The organism is Rhizobium sp. N621 (assembly GCF_001664325.1).
Taxonomy (GTDB): Bacteria; Pseudomonadota; Alphaproteobacteria; order Rhizobiales; family Rhizobiaceae; genus Rhizobium; species Rhizobium esperanzae.
Genome location: NZ_CP013495.1, coordinates 4,096,124 through 4,116,234 on the forward strand (window position 1 = coordinate 4,096,124; position 20,111 = coordinate 4,116,234).

Sequence of the window (20,111 nt, forward strand, 5' to 3'; positions counted from 1 at the left end):
ACGGCTTGAACCCCGCTCTCTACGATCTTCGCGGCTTGAAATGCCCACTCCCCGTGATGAAGACACGCCGGAAGCTTGCCGCCATGGCAAGCGGCACGCTCATCCTCGTCGATACCAGCGATCCGATGGCGGTGATCGACATGCCGCATTTCTGCAATGAGGACGGCCACGAACTGGTCGAGACGGAAAAGACCGAGAGCGGTCATCGCTTCCTGATCCGCAAGCGGTGAAACATGTCGCCAGCGCATCGGCCTGAAAATCGGACTCGATTTTCGGATAGCACAATGCGGCGCCTTTAGATGCGCAAACCCGGAATGGCGAGAGGGTTGTCGGACAGCGCCTGACGATCCGGTGTATCGATCCGCGGCTTGCCGAGGAAGGCGTCAAAGAGATCCTTCACGAAGGCCTCGGGCAGGTCCTTGGTGATCAGCACCATGCGCGTGCGACGGTCTTGTGGATCCGGCCACGCCGGTAGCCGCACCGGCGGATGGAAGATGCTCTGGACGCCGTGCAGCACCAACGGCCGTTCCGGCCGATCGGAGACCGAAACGATCGCCTTCATCCGCAGCAGCTTCTCGCCATGGGCCGAGCGCAGGAGATCGATGAACATTTCGAGCGCCATTGGATCGATCGGCTTCTCTTCGACGATGGAGAAAGACCGGATCGAGGCATCGTGACGATTGACGCCGTGCGGATCCTGACCCGCATGGCTGTGATCATGGCGGTGGCCATGGTGATGGTGATCGCCATCGTGATCATGATCGTGGCCGTGATTGTGGTGATGCGCCTCATGCGCATCCTCGTCCTGCAGCCAGCGGCCGACATCGGCGATCTTTGTCGCCGGATCGTAGAGCCCGTTCACCAGCACCGCGGCGCTGCCGGCGTCCATGCCGTCGGCATCCATCATCGCCGCGCGTGGATTGAGCGCCCGCAAGCGCTGTTCCAGCCCGGCCGTTGCGCCTGCCATCGATGTCTTCGAGACGATCAGCCGGTCGGCAACGGCCGCCTGCTTGCGCGCTTCCTCGTGATTGTCGAGCGTCTGCAGCCCATTGACCGCATCGACGACCGTCACGACGCCGTCGAGTTCGAAATTCGTGGCGATGACGGGATTGCCCATGATCGCCTGCATGACGGGCGCCGGATCGGCAAGGCCGGTCGTTTCGATGACGACGCGCTTCACCGGCTTGACGCGGCCCGTCTGCACGGCGTCCATCAGGTTCGCCAGCGTGTCGACAAGCTCGCCGCGCACGGTGCAGCAGAGGCAGCCATCGGACAATTCGATGATCGAATCGCCGGAACTTTCGACCAGCAGATGGTCGATGCCGACATCACCGAATTCGTTGATGATGACAGCCGCATCCTTCATGTCAGGGTCTTTGAGGATGCGGTTCAGCAGCGTCGATTTGCCGGCGCCGAGAAAGCCGGTCAGGATGGTGACCGGAATCCTGTCGTTGAACGCGCTCATATCTGCCTTACCTTAGAAGCCCATCTTGTCTTAAAACGCGGTCGGGCGCGGCAGCGGCACCGGGACGTTGGCGATGCCGCCAGCCGTATCGCCGGTCGCCACCTTTTCCGGCTGCTGAGGCGGCTGCGGGTCCTGCCCCGGAATGAGGCCGGCGAAGACGAATTGCGGGTCGTGGTCCATTTCCAGAATATAGGGCGAGTGCACCTTCATGCGGCCGACCTCGTCTCGCGTTTCGCTGCGCACCTTGGCGCCCTTGGCGCTGCAGATATCGGCGGTAATGTCGGTCACCTGGTCTTGTCCCGGCCCGTAGGGCTTCAGCGAACCGAGCGTCTCGTTTCCGGGAAACTGCGTCGTAAAGCCCTTCTGCAACAGGTTCGCCGTCGCATCGGCGCGCGCCGCGAGACTGTCCGTGCCGAGCACGACGGAAACAAGCGTACGGCCGTTGCGCGTCGCCGAACCGATCTGGTTGAAGCCCGAGGCGCAGATAAAACCCGTCTTCATGCCGTCGGCGCCGGCGAAACGGCCGATCAGCATGTTGAGGTTCGGCACGTTCTGCTGGCCGGTGGTGAAGCCCTCGAGCGCGAAATAGGCGGCATATTGCGGAAAATCGCGGCGCAACGCCACCGTCAGCACCGCCAGGTCACGCGCCGTGGTGTATTGGCCTTTGCCGGGCAGGCCGTTCGGATTGACGAAATGCGAATCCGTCATGCCGAGCTTCAGCGCCTCGCCGTTCATCCGAGTCACGAAACCTTCCTGCGTACCGCCGACGGCTTCTGCGACCGCAACCGCGATATCGTTGGCCGATTTCACCATCAGGATCTTCAACGCACTGTCGAGCGTCAGCTTCTGGCCCGGTTTGAAATACATCTTGGCGGCTGGCTGTGCGGCGGCGCGTTTGCTCATGACGATGGGCGTATCGAGGCTGATCTGACCGGCGCGGATCGCATCGAAGACGGTATAGACGGTCATCAGCTTGGTGAGCGAGGCCGGATACCACTTGCGGAAGGCTTCTTCGTGTTCGAGGACGCGGCCTGTCTGCACGTCGACGAGAATATGCGGATTGGCCTGAACGAGCGAAACGGAGGCGACAAAAGCGGCAGTCGCGGCAATCATGAAACGAAACGGCCGCATGGCGGCAAACAAACGGAAGTGGCTCGTCGACACGGTTCGTCCTTCAGATGTCCGGAAAATCTCGCAACCTTCATCTATCTAGCCTATATGGCTATGACATGGCAAAGGTCATTGACGAAGTAATTTGCATGGGCCTCACGCCCATTGAAGCGACGAACGATTGTCGGGATTTGATAACAGGAAAGCCAATATGCCGATTTTGAACAGAGCCGCCGAATTGCAGGACGAAGTCGCCGAATGGCGCCGCCATATCCATGCCCGGCCCGAGCTTCTTTTCGCGGTGGAAAACACGGCCGCTTTCGTCACTGAAAAACTCAAGGAATTCGGGGTCGACGAGATCGTCACCGGCATCGGCCGCACCGGCGTCGTCGGCCTGATCAAGGGCAAGGGCGAAGGCCGCCGCACGATCGGCCTGCGGGCCGACATGGATGCCCTGCCGCTGACCGAAGTCACCGGCAAGCCCTGGGCTTCGAAGACACCCGGCAAGATGCATGCCTGCGGCCATGACGGCCATACCGCCATGCTGCTCGGCGCCGCGAAATATCTCGCCGAAACCCGCAATTTCAACGGCAATGTCGCCGTCATCTTCCAGCCCGCCGAAGAAGGCGGCGGCGGCGGCAATCTGATGGTCAAGGATGGCATGATGGAGCGCTTCGGCATCGAAGAGGTCTACGGCATGCACAACCTGCCGGGCCTGCCCGTCGGACAGTTCGCGATCCGCAAGGGCGCCATCATGGCGGCGACCGACGAATTCACCGTCACCATCAAGGGCCGCGGCGGCCACGCCGCCCAGCCGCACCGGACGATCGACCCGATCGCCATCGCCGCCCAGATCGTCGGCAATCTGCAGATGATCGCCTCGCGCACCGCCGATCCGATCAGCTCTGTCGTCGTTTCGGTGACGAAGTTCAATGCCGGTTTCGCCCATAACGTCATCCCCAATGACGCGACCTTCGCCGGCACCGTGCGCACCCTCGACAGCGAGGTGCGCACGCTCGCCGAGACGCGCTTCCGGCAGATCATCGAGGGCATGGTCGCAGCCCATGGCGCCGAGGCCGAAATCAGCTTCAACCGCAACTACCCCGTCACCGTCAACCATCCCGACGAAACCGAGCATGCGGTGGCCGTCGCCAGCGCCATTGCCGGCGAGGTCAACGTCAATGCCGAAATCGATCCGATGATGGGCGGCGAGGACTTTTCCTACATGCTCAACGCCCGCCCCGGCGCCTTCATCTTCATCGGCAACGGCGACAGCGCCGGCCTGCACAACCCGGCCTACGACTTCAACGACGAAGCCATCGCCCACGGCATCTCCTACTGGGTCCGCCTCGCCGAACAACGCCTCGGCCTTTGACAAGAATTAAGGCTTGGCTTCGCGCCAAGCCTTTTGTATGCATGGCGTGCAAGTGGTCCCGTAGCTCAGCAGGATAGAGCATCAGATTCCTAATCTGGGGGTCGCGCGTTCGAATCGCGCCGGGATCACCACTATCAAACAATCTACATCGAAATGTTGCCGCCGCATGTCGCAATCGTTTTGCAGCTGCTTCCGTTGATTTCCCAGGGATTCAAACGAGGCAGCGGCAAGCGGCTCGATACGTGGCTGACATCGGATTTCTCCGGCTTATACCTTCAAAGATGATGTCGAGCTCGGCTGTGAGCATCCCCGTTCACGATGCATTGTGCCCTCTTTCGAGGTGCCAATTCATTGCCTTTCGATGCCATGCCAGCTTTTGCGTAAACCGTCCCGCGCAGTGGCACGCCCCTTGCACTGTTAACAATATGCCATCCCATCAGGAGTATTGTGTAATGGAATGGGGCACTTCGATCGAATTCGATCCCGTCATCCTTCTCTTTAACAACCCGGAACGGCTTTTTTCCGTCAGGACGGCCGTGGGGGCCGCCCACGCGCTGATGAACGAGTTCCCTTACGACGACGGAAAGGAGTTCCTTGCTGCGATTGAAATCTGCCTGGACGTCGTGAAGGGTAACGCTAAATCTGAGCAACTGAGGGCGGCGATTATTCGCGCCGCGGACGAAGCTGGCGTAACGGCCATCGCCGTTCTTCATTGAGCTAGGCAGGGCGTCGTGCAGCGGCCGCTTGCTTTAAGTCGTCTGCTTCCTCGCATGCTGCGGGAGGAGTGGAATGACTGATCTCGTCTTAAAGATGGGCAGCAGGGCGGCGCCTGACTCCCGTATATGCTCACGGCACCTGACGATAGGCTCGTCGGCGTCCAACGCGTCGTGCCCCCAATCCCAGCAGCGCCGCCACAACCGATCCGCCGACAAAACCGATGGCGCCCCAGACGAGGCCGGCAAAGCTCATCGGCATCCCGGGCACGAAGTCGCGCCAGGTATTGGCGAAAACCACATCATCCGCATTCCTCAGCAGCACGAAGGGCTTGGCGACGGGGGCGGCGGTGCCGAGTTTCAGTTGCTGACGCTGCAGTGTTTCGTAACGCGCGATCGTGCTCTGCATCGAGACGCCGCGGTCGCGCAGGAAATCGTCGGAAGATTGGGCATAGGCGTTCAACGCCTGCTCGCGGTCGAGATGGTGCTGGGCGGCTTGGCGGTTGAAGTCCTCGACAATGACACGGAGTTCATCGATCGCCCCGCCGATCCGCTGGCGATATTGCTGCGCAAATTCCGGCGCTTGCGAAAACACCGTGCCGCCGGCAAGTCCGGCGACAATGGCGATGATCCTTGCAATCTGTCCCATGATCGTGGCCTCCGGCTGTTCCCTGCGCTAACGATCCGGCGGGCCAAAGGTTTCTGCCTTCGACACAATCGGTAACGCTATGTGATTGAACCGGCGGCGCTTCCGACGAGTTGAGACTATGACCAACAAGTCGCTCCCGTGAGCAACTGAGAAAGAGAGGTTCGTCATGAAACAGTTCATTCTTGCTTGCACGCTCGCTGCAGCGTCCGTCCTTTCCGCCATGCCGTCCCAGGCGGCCAGCGTGACGATCACCACGGATAACCCGCGTCCTTATTATAGCGATTCGGAAGGCCCCTATTATCGCCACCACCGGCCCTACTACCGCCATCACATGATGCGCCGCGTCTCCGATGATTGCTTCACCAAGACGGAAAGAATCCGCCGTCACGGCCATACGATCATCAAGGAGACCCGGATCTGCCGATAAGGCGGTCCATGCACGAAAAGCCCGGCCGCTCCTCCCCTGGTCGGGCCTTTCCTCTGATTTCGCCATCAGGAACTTCGCGACATCGGCCGCGTTTATCGCGAAAATGGGAGAACGCATCATGCGTATCAAGATGACTCTTTTGGCAATCGCCTATGTCGCCGTCAGCGCTCTGCTGCTTGCCATCGCCTATCAGCCGCAGGGGCCGGTGACCGCAGCGAAGACCGATCGCCTGGAAGGTTCATCCTTCCTCGTCGAGCGCTTCGCAGGTTGATCAGCCGAGCGCCGGCGTAACAGCGTGCGGCCGGCAAGACCGGCGATCGCAAGCGAGTTTCGATAATATCAATGCGGGTCGCCCCTGGCAGACCCGCTGAGCAGGATTCGGTTCTGCACCGCGGTCACGCCTTCCACCGCCCTGGCGACGGCGGTTGCCCGTTCGATCTCCCCGACCGTACCAACAGTGCCTGTCAACACGACCTGATCTTCCTCCATCGTCACTTCCACATCCGACGCATCGATGCCGCCGGCAATTGCCAATGCATTGGCGACGGCGGCCTCGAGAGATGCGCGATTGGCGATCTCCGCTTCCATTTCGGGCGCAAGCCCGTGAAATGTCGGCTCTTTGAAAACCATATTCCATTCCTCCGAAAAACCTGAAGAAGAAACGCCACCAGCCTCGTTTGGTTTCGTACCGCTACCACTGCACGCGATAGCGAAGATTGACGCTGCCGGCCTGATCGGGCGAGAACGGATTGCTGACCGAGGCATCGAGGTTGAGGTTAGGCAGGATCGCCTGGTTGACCGCCACCGTGCTCGAGAAGTCGCCGCTGGCGTTGCTGATGCCTGCGCCGGCCGAAAGCGAGGTTCCCGTCCAGGGATGGATCAATTTCAGCGCCTGCGACGCCGTCACCGAAGTCTCCCTGGCATCGACCGGGTCGTAACGGACGCTGACGGAGCGGCTCGATTGCATGTCGAGCGAATCCGACAGGATCCAGCTGCGCGAGCGGCTGAGTGTCAGCGCGCCGCTGCCGCGCAGCGTATCGACGCTGACCCTGGCGCCCTGCTGTGATTGACCTGCCGGCGTGACACTCGTCTTGCTGATCCTGCCCCAAAGCATGGCCTGTTCGGAATGGGGCAGCGGCGCACCGCCTTTTGTCGCTGCCAATGCGAGGTCGGCGCCGGCGCTCGTCTCCCATTCCGTCGGCAGACGAAAACCCATCGTCGCCTTGTACGACCGATCCGAAACCTTGGCAGGCGACCAGATCAGTAGGTCGTCCGCCTTCGCAGCCACGCTCAGCGAAGGCACGATGGCGAAAAGAAGGATGGCTATTCTGAATATCGTCATGTGATCCGATCGTTTTGACCTGACACGTGCTGGCTCATCGAATGGCACGATACCGCACCAAAGTGCCGGCAGCGAAAACGGGCAGGCAGCACGGCCAAGCCGTTTTCCCGATGTCATCCTCGATTTAATGTTGGCCGAAAAAGCCGAGGACAGCCAAGTGCCCGTTTTTCAATGGCCGCCGCAGCGGCCCAATTGCCCATGTGCCTACGAGAGGCCGCAGGGGAATCACATCCCCTTCAGGAATGTCATAAGGATCACATCCAGCCGCCGCTCTGTAAACCCCTGAAGAGCTGATATCTGCTGCACCGCACACTTGCCGCACCCTCCAAACCCTAGTAGAGCCTGAGCCTACGAGAGACATTTTTCGCGAAATTCCAAATGATGACCGGCAAAACCGCGCCGCGGCGCCTCAGCATTTTCGGCTCCACCGGGTCGATCGGCCGCAATACCCTCAATGTTGTCGAACATCTGGGCGGGCGGGAGAACTTCGAAATTTCCGTTCTGACAGGCAACGGCAATGTCGAGCTGCTCGCCCGGCAGGCCAGATCCTTCGGCGCGCGGCTGGCGGTGACGGCAAACGACCGGCATTATGAAGCGCTGAAAAGCGAACTTTCCGGCAGCGGCATCGCGGTCGCGTCGGGGAAATCCGGCCTCATGGAAGCAGCCGACCGGCAAGCCGACTGGGTGATGGCGGCAATCGTCGGCACCGCGGGTCTGGCGCCGACGCTTGCCGCTGCACGCCGTGGTGCCGATATCGCCCTTGCCAACAAGGAATGTCTGGTCTCGGCCGGCGATCTCTTCATCGGGGCGATCCGCGCCGGCGGCGGCAGGCTGCTTCCCGTCGACAGCGAGCACAATGCGATTTTCCAGGTGCTGGAAGAAAACCAGCGCCATGCCGTCGAGCGTGTCATCCTGACCGCCTCCGGCGGCCCTTTCCGCACCGCCTCGTTGAAGGAGATGGCCGATGTGACGGTGGAAACCGCGCGCGCCCATCCGAACTGGTCGATGGGCTTGAAGATCTCGATCGACAGCGCCTCGATGTTCAACAAGGCGCTGGAGATGATCGAAGCCCGCCACCTTTTCGGATTGAAGCCCGAGCAGATCGAGGTGATCTTCCATCCGCAGTCGATCATTCATTCCATGGTCGGTTATACCGATGGCTCGGTGCTGGCGCAGCTCGGCGCACCTGACATGCGCACCGCCATCGGGTACGCGCTGTCCTTTCCCCGCCGGCCGAACCTGCCGGTCGAGCGGCTGGATTTCGCAAGGCTCGCGAGACTGGATTTTGAAGCGCCGGATGAGGTGCGGTTCCCCGCGTTGCGACTGGCGCGCCTTGCGATGACGCGCGGCGGCGTTCAGGGCGCGGTGCTGAACGGCGCCAAGGAGGTGGCCCTCGAGGCCTTCATCGAAGGGCGCCTGTCCTTCCTCGCCATGGCCGAGGTCACCGAGAGAGTCATGGATGATCTGGCCGGCCTGCCGCCGGCTGCCGGCATGGACGATGTCTTCAACGCCGACAGGCAGGCCCGGCAGCGCGCGTCGGCGCTGATGAAACTCGATCTTGTCGGGTGAGGGCTCGGGCGGCGATTATCGCAGCCGATTGCCGCCTTCGTCGAACAATCGGCAATTCGACGGCTCAAACTGCAGGCTGACCTCTTCCCCGGCAGCAATGCTGGTCGGCGACCGGTGCTCGACGGTGAGCGACTGGCCATCGCAGAGCTGGCAGTAGAGATACTGCGTTCCGCCGAGATATTCCGAAAAATCGACCCTTGCCGTCAGGCTGCCTGTGAGCTCCGGGGCCACCTTCAGATGCTCCGGCCGCAGACCGAGCGTCACGGCCGCACCGGCCGGCCTGTCTTTCGGCAACAGGCCACTTTCGACGCGCCCGCCGGCAACGTCGACCAGACCGTCTTCGCCCCATCGAGCATTCAGGAGATTCATCCTCGGCGAGCCGATGAAGCCCGCCACGAATGTATTCGAAGGATTCTCGTAGATTTCGCGCGGTGTTCCGGCCTGCTCGACGCGACCGTCACGCAGCACGACGATCTTGTCGGCGAGCGTCATCGCCTCGGTCTGATCATGGGTGACATAGATCATCGTGTTGCCGAGCTCGCGATGAAGGCGGGCGATCTCGATGCGCATGGAAACGCGCAGCTCTGCATCGAGATTGGAGAGCGGTTCGTCGAACAGGAAAACATCGGGCTCGCGCACGATCGCCCGGCCGATCGCCACACGCTGGCGCTGGCCGCCGGAAAGCTGCCCGGGCCGCCGGTCGAGCAGATGGTCGATCTTCAGGATCGCCGAGGCGGCCTTGACGCGCGTCTCGATCTCCGCACCATTCGTACGCGCCATCTTCAGTCCGAAGGCCAGGTTGTCGCGCACGCTCATATGCGGATAGAGCGCGTAGGATTGGAAGACCATGGCGATGCCGCGCTCGGACGGATCGAGATCGGTGACAACACGTCCCTTGATCTCGATCTCCCCATCGGTCACGTCCTCAAGACCCGCGATCATCCGAAGCAGCGTCGATTTTCCGCAGCCGGACGGACCGACGAAGACGACGAAATCGCCCTCCTCGATCGTCAGGTCGATGCCATGGACCACCTGCAGATTGCCATAGCTTTTTCGCACGTCCTGAAGGACGACGCTCTTGTTACCCATACCGTTCGTCATCCCCAAACGACCTACTTGTCCGCCTGGACCCAGACGAGCATCTCTCCGGGCGCGCGGTTGTCCCAGAGATGATAGGGCACAAAGCGTGCGGTGGCGACCCGCCTTTCGGCCGGCGCCTTGCGGTAGAGCGAATTGCCCCAATTCGATGTTTCCTCACGCTCGACCTTGAGATCGAGGGCGACGGCATCATTGAGGTCCTTCAGCACGACGGTTTCGGCGGCCGGGAGTTCGCGGGGCAGAACGATGGCGTTGAGATCTTTGCCATTGTCCGTTGTTTCCACGCAATAGACGAGCGGACCGCGCATCAAGGCGACGCGGCCGGCATCCTGGCGCACTTTCGGATTGGCATATTGCGGGCGAAGCGCCAGCGGCAGGTAGAGGGCCACCTTATCACCGTCCGCCCATTCGCGGTCGATCCTCGCATATCCGTCGCGGACATGAGCATCGAGGTCGAGCATCGCCCCGTTGACGCTGAGGGTTGCGCCCTCCGCCCAATCCGGAATGCGCAGCGACAGTGCAAACCGGGCCGGCTTTGCCAGCTTGGCCGTGAAGGCGACGGCGCCGTCCCACGGATAGTTGGTGGCCTGTTCCAACTCCACCTCGGCGCCGTTGGCAAGCTTCAGCCGGGCGGTGCTTTCGCCATAGAGATGTACGGCGATCTCATCATCGGCAACCGCATACATGTATGAGCCAATCGACGTCACCAGCCGGGCGATGTTCGGTGGGCAACAGGGGCAATGGTGCCATTTCCAGCGGTGGTGCTTGCCCGCACTTTCGAGCGGATTGTCATAGAAGAAGGTCTTGCCGTCTGTGGAAAGGCCGGGCAGCGCGCCGTTATAAAGGGCCTGCTCCATGATGTCGGCGTAACGCCGGTCCGGCCCGCGCCCGAGCATGCGGCTTGCCCAGAAGACCAGACCGACAGAGGCGCAGGTTTCGGCATAGGCCGTATCATTGGGCAGGTCGTAATAGTCGGTGAAACCTTCGTTGGACGCGGCCGGGCCGATGCCGCCGGTGATGTACATCTGCTTGGTCGTCAGATCGTCCCAGAGCGTTTCCAGAGCTGCCGTCAGGCTGTCGTCCTTGTATTCGGTGGCGATGTCGGCCATGCCGGAATAGAGGTACATGGCGCGCACGGCATGGCCGACGACCTTCGTCTGTTCTCGTACCGGCAAGTGCGCCTGACCATATTCATAGGTCTTCTGATGGAAGTCGGCAGCGCTCCGGCCGTCGCGAGCCGCTTCGGCCGTGAAGAAGTGCGGCTCGGTGCCGCGCTCGTCGATGAAGAATTTCGAGAGGTCAAGATATTTCTTCTCGCCGGTCACGCGAGCGAGCTTGACCAGTGCCAGCTCGACTTCCTCATGGCCGCAATAGCCTGGTATTTGACCCTCTCCATGGCCGAAAATCTTGATCATATAGTCGGCGAAGCGGCACATGATGTCGAGCAGCTTGCGCTTGCCGGTCGCCTGATAATAGGCGACCGCGGCTTCCATCAGGTGGCCGGCGCAATAGAGCTCGTGATGGTCGCGCAGGTTGGTCCAGCGGCGGGATGGCTCGACGCGCTGGAACCAAGCGTTCAGATAACCGTCCTTATCCTGCATCCGCTCATACATGTCGATGATCTCATCGGCCCGAGCCTCCAGCTTCGGGTTCGGCCGGCGATAAAGCGAATAGGCGATGGTCTCGATCGACTTGCCAAGATCGGAATCCCAGAACATCTGCGTCGTCCCGCCCCACGGCTGAATGGGAATGACGACGCCGGGGCTCGGCTGGCTGACGTCGATCGCCTTGAGCATGCCGGCTTCGACGCAGCGGTCGAGCAGGGTCTCGGCGGTCGAATTGCAGACGGCATCCTGCCATTTGCCCCAGAACCCGCCGAGCTCGACATCGGGAACGGCGACGGGGCGAAACTGGCGGTCGTTGCTTGACTTGGTCATGGGCTCTACCTTCTTGGGATCATTTCACCGCGCCGGCCATCAGCCCGCGCATGTAGTAGCGTTGCAGGAGCAGGAAGACGATCAGGCAGGGGATCGTCATGACGACGACACCGGCCTGCACCGCTCCCCAGTTGATGGCGCCGAGCCGCCCGGCGCGAACTGCCGTCATCAGCACCGGCAGGGTGTATTTCTCATTGCTCGAGAGCAGCACAAGCGCGGCGAGAAACTCGTTCCAGGCATTGAGGAACGCAAAGATCGCCACCGTCGCAACACCGGGAAGCACCAGCGGCAGGAGAACCCGCGCCAGGAGCCTCAGATCGCGCGCGCCGTCGATGCGCGCGGCCTCTTCGATTTCCTTCGGCACGGCGTCGAAGGCATTGCGCATCATGAAAACGGAGAAAGGCAGCTGCAGCGTCACATAGACGAGCGTCAGCCCGAGCAGCGAATTGTTGAGGCCGAGTTTTGCTAGGATGATGAAGAGCGGCGTCAGGATCGACTGGAACGGAATCATCAGCGTGGCGATGATCAGCACGAAGAGCGCATTCTTCATCGGGAAGCGATAACGCGAGAAGCCATAGCCCGCGAGCAGGCTGACCAGAACGGTCAGCACCACGGTGGCGACCGACACCAACAGCGAATTGATCATGTGCTGCCAGATGCCGGCGCCGAACGTATCGAGCAGCGCATAGGCATCGAAGCTGACCCCGGATGTCGGCCACGGCGGCAAGGGCGGCAGACTGGCTTCGGCACCCGGCCGGAAGGAGGCGAGCAGCGTGATCGCGAAGGGCGCCAGAAAGAAGATCGAAATGGCGATGCCGGTGAGATGATAGGCCGACTTCGTGCGGATGGCCTTGCGGGCGCGGCGTTGCCTTGACGTCGTCATGGACGCTCCTCCCCGACGCGAAGCAGCCAGAGCTGGACGATGCTGATGGCAACCAGGATGGCGAGAAGGGCGATCGAAAGCGCTGCGCCATAACCGAGATTGAAGGAGACGAACGACTGGTTGAAGACGTAATAGACCACCGAGATCATCTTGTTCTGCGGTCCGCCCGCCGTCATGATGTAAAACTGGTCGAAGGCAAGGATCGAGCCGGTGACCGAGACGATCAGCGCCAGCGCGATCGTCTTACGCATCAGCGGCAGCGTCAGATGCCGGAAACGCTGCCAGCGGCCGGCGCCGTCGATGCGGGCCGCCTCCGTCAGCTCGGACGGAATGGCCTGAAGCCCGGTCAGCAGAATGATCATGGTGAAGCCGGCGATCTTCCAGACGACCATCACCACAACAGTCAGAAAGGCCGTGTCGAAGGTCGCAAGCAGATTGGGGCTCTTTTCCAGAAGACCCAGCGCCTTCAAGGCTGGGCCGATGAAGCCGCTATCGACATTGGCAAGCCAGACCCAGAGCAGCGAGGCGGTGGCAAGGCCGACCACGACAGGCAGGAAGATGATCGTGCGGTAGGCGCTGACGAACTGCCGTTCCTTCTCGACGAAGATTGCCAGCGGAAAGGCGACGGCAAAGATCGCAATGGTGACGATCACGGTGTAATAGGCGGTGAAATTCAGTGCCGCCATGAAGCGAGTGTCGTTGACCATTCGGAAATAATTGTTGAAGCCGATCCAGCGCGACGCCCCCATCAGCGGCCAGTTATGCAGGCTCATCCACCCCGTGAAGAGAACCGGCATGATGAAGAAGACGATGACCAGCGCCATGGCCGGCGCGATATAGGCAAGGCCGCGCCAGTTGGATCTGCGCCGCCGCCTGCGCCGAGGCAATAGAGTCTCTGAACCGGAACCGGTCATCAAACGCTCCGCATCTGTCAATTGAAGTTGGCCGGGAAGCTGCCACCGCTCCCCGGCCGCGGCCTTGGGAGAGTTATTGGCCGCTATCGATGATCGACTGCATTTCCGACTGGGCGCTGGAGAACGCCCCGTCGACATCGTCGCCGAAGATCGCCGCATTGGTGAAGCTTGCCCAGGGACCGTTGGCGCTGTTGATCAGGTCGTTGAATTGCAGCGTATAGGGCGTCTTGGCGACACTGATTGCCTTCAGACCGACCTGCATGCGCGGGTCGAGACCTTCGAGCACCTTATCGGCAATGTCGCCGCGTGTCGGCAGGCTGCCATATTTCGCCATGATCTTCTGGCCGTCCATCGAATAGATGTATTCGAGAAATTCCTTCACGGCGTCGATCTTCTTCGTTCCCTTGGTGATGACGAAATTGTCGCCGCCGGCAAAGGACGACGGTTTGCCGTCGACGCCGGGAATGAGGGTCACGCCGAAATTGATCTCAGGATGCTGGGTCACCAGCGTACCGATGGCAAAGGCGCCGAGGCTCTGCTGGCCGATCTTGCCATTGGTGAAGGTCAGGAAGTTCGTACCGTTGTCGCTGGCCGCACCCGCCGGCACGAGGTCCTTCCTGACCATGTTGCGGTAGATGTCGACGGCCTTGCGCATCTGAGGCGTATCGAGCGTCGCTTTCTTGCTGTCGGCCGACAGGATGTCGGCGCCCGCACCCCAGACGAGCGGGGTGAAGGTGAAGATCATGCAGCCGCCGCAGCCGCCGCCGGAGAAATAGAAGCCGTAGGTATCGTCACCGAGAGCCCGGATCTTCTCGGCATTGGCGGTGATTTCGTCCCAGTTGGCCGGCGCCCTTTCCGGGTCGAGGCCGGCCTTCTTGTAGAGATCCTTGTTCCAGGCAAAAACCGATGTTTCCACAGAGAGCGGCAGGCCGTAGATCTTGTCCTGATAGGTGCCGAGGCGGACATGCGACGGCGACAGCGAGTTGAAATAGGGCAGCGACTTCGCCCAGTCCGTCAGGTCTTCCAGCTGGCCGGCCGCGGCAAAGGCGGGATTGTAGATGAGGTCCATCGACAGGGCATCCGGCGCCTGTCCGCCGGCGATTGCCGTCGCATATTTCTGCACCAGCTCGGAGAACGGCACTTCGGTCATCACGACCTTGTTCTCATGACTGGAATTATAAGCCTCGACGACCTTCTTGAACGCGTCGCCGATCCCCGACCGGACCCACATTTCGACGTTTTCGGCAGCCGATGCAGCCGACACCAGGCACAAAGTAGCGATGCCGGTCGCCGCCAATAGACGCTTGATCATGACACTCCTCCCAATATGGCGCATCTCCTCGCGCCTTTGCTCATTTCCCTGATTCTCATTCCCTTAGTCTCATTCCGGAGGAGTCCTACCCCCGCATGACCGCCGGATGACGAGCCGGCAGGGCAATTTCCTCACTCCCGGCTCGACGGGCCGTCCTTCCGCAAGCGCCAGCACCGTCAAACCGGCCTGCCGCCCGAGCTCCTTCAGCTCCATATCCACCGTCGTCAGTGGCGGCCGCGTCTGGGCCGCAACAATCTCCCAATTGTCGAAGCCGATTACCGAAACATCCTGCGGCACCTTGACGCCGCGCTCACGCAGCGCATCCACCGCGCCACGGGCGATCTGGTCGTTGCCGCAGAAGAGCGCATCCGGCTTTTCCCCCGGTCTCTTCCAAAGCTGTTCCACCGCCTCATGGCCCCAGCTTTCCGACCAGACGCCATAGAGCACCGGCTCGCGGTGGCCCGCCACCTGATGATAGGCCCCGGCCCGCTCCCGCACCGAAAAGAAGTCTTCCGGCCCGGTAATATGCGCAATCCGCCGCCGCCCGATCGTCGCGAGCCATTCGACGGCCAGCCTCGCTCCCTGTTCGTCGTCCGAACGGAAGGTAACGCTGTTCTGCGTCCCCTCGGTGAAGGCGTAGACGACAGGCACATGCAAATTCGACAGGTCGACAGGCAGACGCCTGTCCAGCCGCTTGCCGGTTGCGATGATACCGTCGACCTGCTTGTCCAGCATCGCATCGACATGGATCTGGGCGAGCGCCGGATCGTCTTCGATGGCGCACAGGAAAACCGAGACCCCATGATCGACGAGCGCGTCCGAAATACCCGCCATCACAGGCAGCGTGAAACGGCCGTAAGTGTCGTTCGTCAGCAGCCCGATGGTGAAGCTGCGCTTGCTGAGCAGACCTCTTGCCAGCGCATTCGGCCGATATCCGATTTCGCCGGCAATCCGCTTCACGCGCTCGCGGGTTTCCGCTCCCATCCGGCCGGTGTCGTTGAGAGCCTTCGACGCCGTCGAGATGCTCACGCCGGCAGCCGACGCGACCTCATGGATGGTGATCCTGCCTCTTTTTCCTCCCGATATGTTCAGGCCTTCCTCCTTCTGAATTGGCTTGAGAAAAGCTTTTACCAATCTCTCTGTCAAGTGAGAAAAGGTTTTCTCATGCAATTCGACAGATGGAACAACAAGCGTGAATTGAAGGAAGGAAGGCGTGGAAAAGGCCGATGCGAATCCACGAGACCGGACTGCAATGCGTCATTCATCGATAGAGCGACAGGACTGAGGCTAGATAATCTTATCCAGCTGATGAATGCGGAACAAACAATCGCCATCAGAACCTCCGATGGAGGTTCTGATTCGCGAGGTTAGAACCCAGGCGATCGTTGAAAGATCAGGCGACGTGCCTTGCCAGCGCGCAACGCGACCAGAGCGAATGCAGGGCGTCGACGAGATGGGCGATATCGGCGTCGGAATGCAGCGGTGTCGGGGTGATGCGCAGTCGCTCGGTCTTCTTCGGCACGGTGGGATAGTTGATCGGCTGGACATAGACGCCGCAATTGTCGAGCAAGAGGTCGGAGATCCACTTGCACTTGGCTGCATCGCCGACCATCACCGGCACGATATGGCTGGGATTGTGCATATGCGGAATGCCGCGCTGATCGAGCAGCGAGCGCAATTTGCGCACCCGGTCCTGATGGCGGGCGCGCTCGAACTGGCTGACCTTCAGATGCTGGATCGAGGCGACGGCGCCGGCTGCCAATGCGGGCGGCAGCGCCGTGGTGAAGATGAAGCCGGAGGCAAACGATCGGATGAAGTCGCACAGCGCCGTCGACGCGGCGATATAGCCGCCCATCACGCCGAAGGCCTTGCCGAGCGTGCCCTCGATGACCGTCAGCCGCTCCATCAGCCCCTCGCGCTCGGCAATGCCGCCGCCGCGCGGGCCGTACATGCCAACCGCATGCACCTCATCGAGATAGGTCATCGCGCCGTATTGGTCGGCCAGGTCGCAGATCTCCTTGATCGGGGCGATGTCGCCGTCCATCGAATAGACGCTCTCGAAGGCGATCAGCTTCGGCGCCTTCGGATCGGCGGCGGCAAGCTTGGCTTGGAGATCGGCGACGTCATTGTGTTTCCAGATCACCTTGTCGCATTTGGCATGTCGGATGCCCTCGATCATCGAGGCATGGTTGAGCGCATCGGAGAAGATGATCAGGCCCGGGATTTTGGCGCCGAGCGTGCCGAGTGCGGCCCAGTTGGAGACATAGCCTGAGGTGAAGATCAATGCCGATTCCTTGCCGTGCAGATCGGCAAGCTCACGCTCGAGCAGGACGTGGTAATGGTTGGTGCCAGAAATATTCCGGGTGCCTCCCGCACCCGCGCCACAGTGGTCGATGGCGGTCTTCATCGCCTCGATCACTTTCGGGTTCTGGCCCATGCCGAGATAGTCGTTGGAGCACCAGACCGTGACCTCCTTCTCGCCATCGGCCGTATGGCGCGTCGCCCGCGGGAAGTTGCCGCGGTGACGTTCGAGATCGGCAAAAACGCGGTAGCGGCCCTCGGCATGAAGCCCGTCCAGCTCGTTTTTGAAAAATGCTTCGAAATCCATCATATGCTCCAGTATCACGCGGCCGTTCTTGCCGATGGGACGTCCGCGCGTCAATGCTTACCCTTTGGTTTAACATCAACTGCGGCAAAAGGCCCAGTTTTTTGAATGATTCCAGACAAAAAAATACGCGCGCCACAATCAATGGGGCCATGCGGCAAAAGCGCCCGACATAGGCGCAAAATCCGCAACACCCGCAACACCCCTTCAATGCAAAAAAATCCGGACAAGAGTGGACAACCCTTTCTTCCGACATAGTTTTCGAGCTAGCGTGCCAAAAAAACAATAGGGACGGCCTATGCCCATTGGGCGACAACCCAGGAGAAAAGAGATGAAAAAAGCTGTCATACTCGCATTGATCGGCCTGTCGGTCGCAAGCTGCACACCGACCCAGCAGGGCGCCGGCATCGGTGCTGCATCCGGCGCAGTCATTGGCGGTGCAGTCACCGGCAACGTTCGTGGCGCGGCGGTCGGCGCCGCCATCGGCGGCGTGTCGGGCGCCCTGATCGGCAGCGTCGCGGAACAGCCCGGCCAGTGCTACTATCGCGACCGCTATGGCCGCCGTTACATCGACGCTTGCCCGCGCTGAGAGCGCTGGCAAAACGCAAAAACAGGAAATCCCGGACACACATCCGGGATTTTTTGTGCTGAATTAGCGCGTGGGCAATTTAAAATGGTACACCCTGCGCGATTTTGCCGCTAAGCTGTTCACGGCTGGGCAACGAAGCTTCATGTAGGCGTAACCAAAAGCAGCGGATGCGGATTAGAGGGACAAGTCCGAAAACAGGTTTTGCGTATCGGCGAACAGGCACCATGATGGTGGTCGCAGCGGCAGCTGCTTTCTCACCGGTCCTGATCGGCGATGCTTACGCCTTCAAGCTTTTCGGCATCACCATCTTCGGCAAGGAGGAGGACGAGAGCGAACAGGTGCCCGATCCGGTGCGCTATCACGTCGAGCTCAAGGCCGACACCGCCGATCCCGATCTCAGGGAAGCGCTCGAAAACAGCTCCCGCCTCGTCAGCGACCAGAAACAGCCCGTCTCCGGCGATCTCGGCATCGTCGTCAAGGCGCGTGACGACCGCGAGCGGCTGATCGCCACCTTGTATGAAAAAGCCCGTTACGGCGGCGTGGTGACGATCACCATCGACGGCAAGGATATCGACGAGCTGCCGCCCAATCCGACATTCGACCGCTCCGGCCCGGTCCCCGTCACCGTCAATATAACCCCCGGACCCGTTTTCAGGGTCAAAGAGGTGCAGTTCGGCGGCGACGCCGCGGACCGCAATCCCGCCGATTACGACCTTGCCCCCGGCGCCGAGGCCGGCTCGCTCGCCATCATCAAGGCGGGCGACAAGATTGTCGAACAGTTGAAAAGCGAAGGTCGGCCCTTCGCTAAATTGACCGAACGCAAGGTCGTCGCCGATCACAGGAGCGACACGGTCGACATCGTGCTTGCTGCCGAAGGCGGGCCTGTCGCCCCGATCGGCGATGTCGGGGTCACCGGCGAAAAAACCGTGCGGCCAGGTTTCATCCAGCGTTATTCCCGGCTGAACAAAGGGGATGCCTATTCGCCGGAAAGGCTGAAGAAGGCCGGCGAGCGGCTTCGCGCCCTCGGCGTCTTTTCGAGCGTCACCATTCATGAGGGCGATGTGCTGTCGCCTGATGGTACGCTGCCGATGACGATCGAGGTTTCCGAAGGCAAGAGGCGTTATTTCGGCGTCGGCGCGCAATATTCCACCACCGACGGCCTCGGCATCCAGGGCTATTGGGGCCACCGCAACCTGTTCGGCGAGGCCGAGACGCTGAGGATCGAAGGCTCGGTCTCGCGGCTCGGCGAAGCCACCGATGTCGGCAGCCTCGACTATTCCGCCGGCATCCTCTTCACCAAGCCCGGCGCCTTCTTCCCGGCCGCCACGCTGAAGGCCGGTATCGTCGCCAAGACCCAGAATCCGGACGCCTATAACGCGACGCTCGTCACCGCCTCGCTCGGGCTTTCCTATGAATTGACCGAGAAGGACACGGTTTCGGCGAGCGGCGAAGTCAGCTGGGAGCGCGATGACGACGCCTTCGGCACCAATGACTATCTGACCATCACCCTGCCGCTTCAGTATGATCGTGACGCACGCGACGACAAGTTCAATCCGACCGAAGGCTATCGCGCGACAGTCTCGGCAAAGCCCGGCTACGAGGTCTTCAACGCCACACCCTATGCGGCGTTCGAAGGCTCGATTTCCGGCTATCTGCCGTTCGGCGCCGAGGATCGCCTCGTGCTTGCCGGCAAGGTCGCCGCCGGCGTGCTGATCGGCGGCGGCGGAATCGAGGACATTCCTGCCACGCAGCGCTTTTTCGCCGGCGGCGGCGGCTCGGTGCGCGGATACAGTTATCAGGAAATTTCGCCTTACAACGACAATGGCGATGCCACCGGCGGCCGTTCCTATGTGACCGGGTCGCTGGAGGCCCGCTTCAAGATCACCGATACGATCGGCCTCGTGCCCTTCATCGATGTCGGCACCGTATCGGACAGCACCTTCCCGGGTTTTTCCGATATCCGCGCCGGCGCCGGCGCGGGAATACGATATGCCACACCTTTCGGGCCGCTGCGGCTTGATTTTGCCGTGCCGCTGAACAAGTACGAAGATGGCACAGATTATGGAATTTATGCCGGCATCGGCCAATCCTTCTAGGGTTGCGATTCCGGTTTGTTCCAATCG

20 protein-coding genes and 1 tRNA gene are annotated in these 20,111 nt (G+C 61.2%); 9 read left to right on the top strand and 12 right to left on the bottom strand.

The features are described from left to right. The first annotated feature begins 5 nt into the window (after positions 1-5). Positions 6-230 (top strand): sulfurtransferase TusA family protein, encoded by a 225-nt coding sequence (locus AMK00_RS19680; RefSeq protein WP_064805327.1) that lies wholly within the window; start codon positions 6-8, stop codon positions 228-230. Between the two features lie 65 nt (positions 231-295). Here the strand turns inward: AMK00_RS19680 and AMK00_RS19685 are convergent, their stop codons facing one another. Both AMK00_RS19685 and AMK00_RS19690 read right to left on the bottom strand, forming a co-directional pair. Further along, on the bottom strand, positions 296-1,465 hold the full coding sequence (locus AMK00_RS19685; RefSeq protein ID WP_064811465.1) for a CobW family GTP-binding protein: 1,170 nt from the start codon (positions 1,463-1,465) through the stop codon (positions 296-298). 30 nt (positions 1,466-1,495) lie between these two features. Next, positions 1,496-2,629, bottom strand: a complete 1,134-nt coding sequence (locus AMK00_RS19690) for a D-alanyl-D-alanine carboxypeptidase family protein (protein ID WP_064805331.1) — start codon at positions 2,627-2,629, stop codon at positions 1,496-1,498. A gap of 157 nt (positions 2,630-2,786) precedes the next feature. On the opposite strand from AMK00_RS19690, the gene AMK00_RS19695 reads away from it, so the two are divergent. The 3 genes from AMK00_RS19695 to AMK00_RS19705 all read left to right on the top strand — a co-directional run bounded on the left by AMK00_RS19695 (position 2,787) and on the right by AMK00_RS19705 (position 4,666). Continuing rightward, on the top strand, positions 2,787-3,950 hold the full coding sequence (locus AMK00_RS19695; protein WP_064811466.1) for a M20 aminoacylase family protein: 1,164 nt from the start codon (positions 2,787-2,789) through the stop codon (positions 3,948-3,950). Between the two features lie 54 nt (positions 3,951-4,004). Beyond that, positions 4,005-4,081, top strand: a tRNA-Arg gene (locus AMK00_RS19700). A 321-nt stretch (positions 4,082-4,402) separates the two neighbouring features. After that, positions 4,403-4,666, top strand: coding sequence for a DUF982 domain-containing protein (locus AMK00_RS19705; protein WP_064805335.1), 264 nt, complete (start codon positions 4,403-4,405; stop codon positions 4,664-4,666). Between the two features lie 130 nt (positions 4,667-4,796). Here AMK00_RS19705 and AMK00_RS19710 read toward each other — a convergent pair whose 3' ends face one another. Further along, positions 4,797-5,312, bottom strand: a complete 516-nt coding sequence (locus AMK00_RS19710) for a DUF2937 family protein (RefSeq protein ID WP_064811467.1) — start codon at positions 5,310-5,312, stop codon at positions 4,797-4,799. Between the two features lie 166 nt (positions 5,313-5,478). Here AMK00_RS19710 and AMK00_RS19715 point away from each other — a divergent pair, with 166 nt between their 5' ends. Next, a complete protein-coding gene (locus AMK00_RS19715; protein ID WP_064811468.1) occupies positions 5,479-5,739 on the top strand; it encodes a hypothetical protein in 261 nt (86 codons plus the stop codon). A gap of 118 nt (positions 5,740-5,857) precedes the next feature. Continuing rightward, positions 5,858-6,010, top strand: coding sequence for a hypothetical protein (locus AMK00_RS32645; RefSeq protein ID WP_164517809.1), 153 nt, complete (start codon positions 5,858-5,860; stop codon positions 6,008-6,010). A gap of 68 nt (positions 6,011-6,078) precedes the next feature. Here AMK00_RS32645 and AMK00_RS19720 read toward each other — a convergent pair whose 3' ends face one another. Both AMK00_RS19720 and AMK00_RS19725 read right to left on the bottom strand, forming a co-directional pair. Next, positions 6,079-6,369 carry a BON domain-containing protein gene (locus tag AMK00_RS19720; RefSeq protein ID WP_064805340.1) on the bottom strand — a complete coding sequence of 97 codons (291 nt, stop codon included), beginning with the start codon at positions 6,367-6,369 and terminating at the stop codon, positions 6,079-6,081. 61 nt (positions 6,370-6,430) lie between these two features. Next, positions 6,431-7,081: a hypothetical protein gene (locus AMK00_RS19725; protein WP_064811469.1), complete on the bottom strand. Its 651-nt coding sequence runs from the start codon at positions 7,079-7,081 to the stop codon at positions 6,431-6,433. A gap of 378 nt (positions 7,082-7,459) precedes the next feature. Between AMK00_RS19725 and dxr the strand changes: the two genes are divergently transcribed. Next, entirely contained in the window at positions 7,460-8,650 is a 1,191-nt protein-coding gene (gene dxr / locus AMK00_RS19730; RefSeq protein WP_064811470.1) for a 1-deoxy-D-xylulose-5-phosphate reductoisomerase, read from the top strand. 15 nt (positions 8,651-8,665) lie between these two features. Here dxr and AMK00_RS19735 read toward each other — a convergent pair whose 3' ends face one another. The 7 genes from AMK00_RS19735 to hemA all read right to left on the bottom strand — a co-directional run bounded on the left by AMK00_RS19735 (position 8,666) and on the right by hemA (position 17,402). Further along, positions 8,666-9,751, bottom strand: coding sequence for an ABC transporter ATP-binding protein (locus tag AMK00_RS19735; RefSeq protein ID WP_064805346.1), 1,086 nt, complete (start codon positions 9,749-9,751; stop codon positions 8,666-8,668). A gap of 11 nt (positions 9,752-9,762) precedes the next feature. Continuing rightward, on the bottom strand, positions 9,763-11,685 hold the full coding sequence (locus tag AMK00_RS19740) for a glycoside hydrolase family 127 protein (protein WP_064811471.1): 1,923 nt from the start codon (positions 11,683-11,685) through the stop codon (positions 9,763-9,765). Positions 11,686-11,704: 19 nt separating this feature from the next. Next, positions 11,705-12,568, bottom strand: coding sequence for a carbohydrate ABC transporter permease (locus AMK00_RS19745; RefSeq protein WP_011427038.1), 864 nt, complete (start codon positions 12,566-12,568; stop codon positions 11,705-11,707). Beyond that, entirely contained in the window at positions 12,565-13,482 is a 918-nt protein-coding gene (locus tag AMK00_RS19750; RefSeq protein WP_064811472.1) for a carbohydrate ABC transporter permease, read from the bottom strand. Before AMK00_RS19750 ends, AMK00_RS19745 begins: the two co-directional genes overlap by 4 nt. Before the next feature lie 73 nt (positions 13,483-13,555). After that, complete coding sequence (locus tag AMK00_RS19755) at positions 13,556-14,794, bottom strand: ABC transporter substrate-binding protein (protein ID WP_064811473.1); 1,239 nt, start codon at positions 14,792-14,794, stop codon at positions 13,556-13,558. A gap of 69 nt (positions 14,795-14,863) precedes the next feature. Next, positions 14,864-15,886 (bottom strand): LacI family DNA-binding transcriptional regulator, encoded by a 1,023-nt coding sequence (locus tag AMK00_RS19760; protein WP_064811777.1) that lies wholly within the window; start codon positions 15,884-15,886, stop codon positions 14,864-14,866. Between the two features lie 301 nt (positions 15,887-16,187). Next, positions 16,188-17,402, bottom strand: a complete 1,215-nt coding sequence (hemA, locus tag AMK00_RS19765) for a 5-aminolevulinate synthase (protein ID WP_064811474.1) — start codon at positions 17,400-17,402, stop codon at positions 16,188-16,190. Between the two features lie 328 nt (positions 17,403-17,730). Here hemA and AMK00_RS19770 point away from each other — a divergent pair, with 328 nt between their 5' ends. Together AMK00_RS19770 and AMK00_RS19775 are read left to right on the top strand one after the other, a co-directional pair. Continuing rightward, a complete protein-coding gene (locus AMK00_RS19770; RefSeq protein ID WP_011427043.1) occupies positions 17,731-17,988 on the top strand; it encodes a YMGG-like glycine zipper-containing protein in 258 nt (85 codons plus the stop codon). Positions 17,989-18,155: 167 nt separating this feature from the next. Continuing rightward, a complete protein-coding gene (locus AMK00_RS19775) occupies positions 18,156-20,084 on the top strand; it encodes an autotransporter assembly complex protein TamA (RefSeq protein ID WP_189637615.1) in 1,929 nt (642 codons plus the stop codon). Positions 20,085-20,111: the final 27 nt, after the last annotated feature.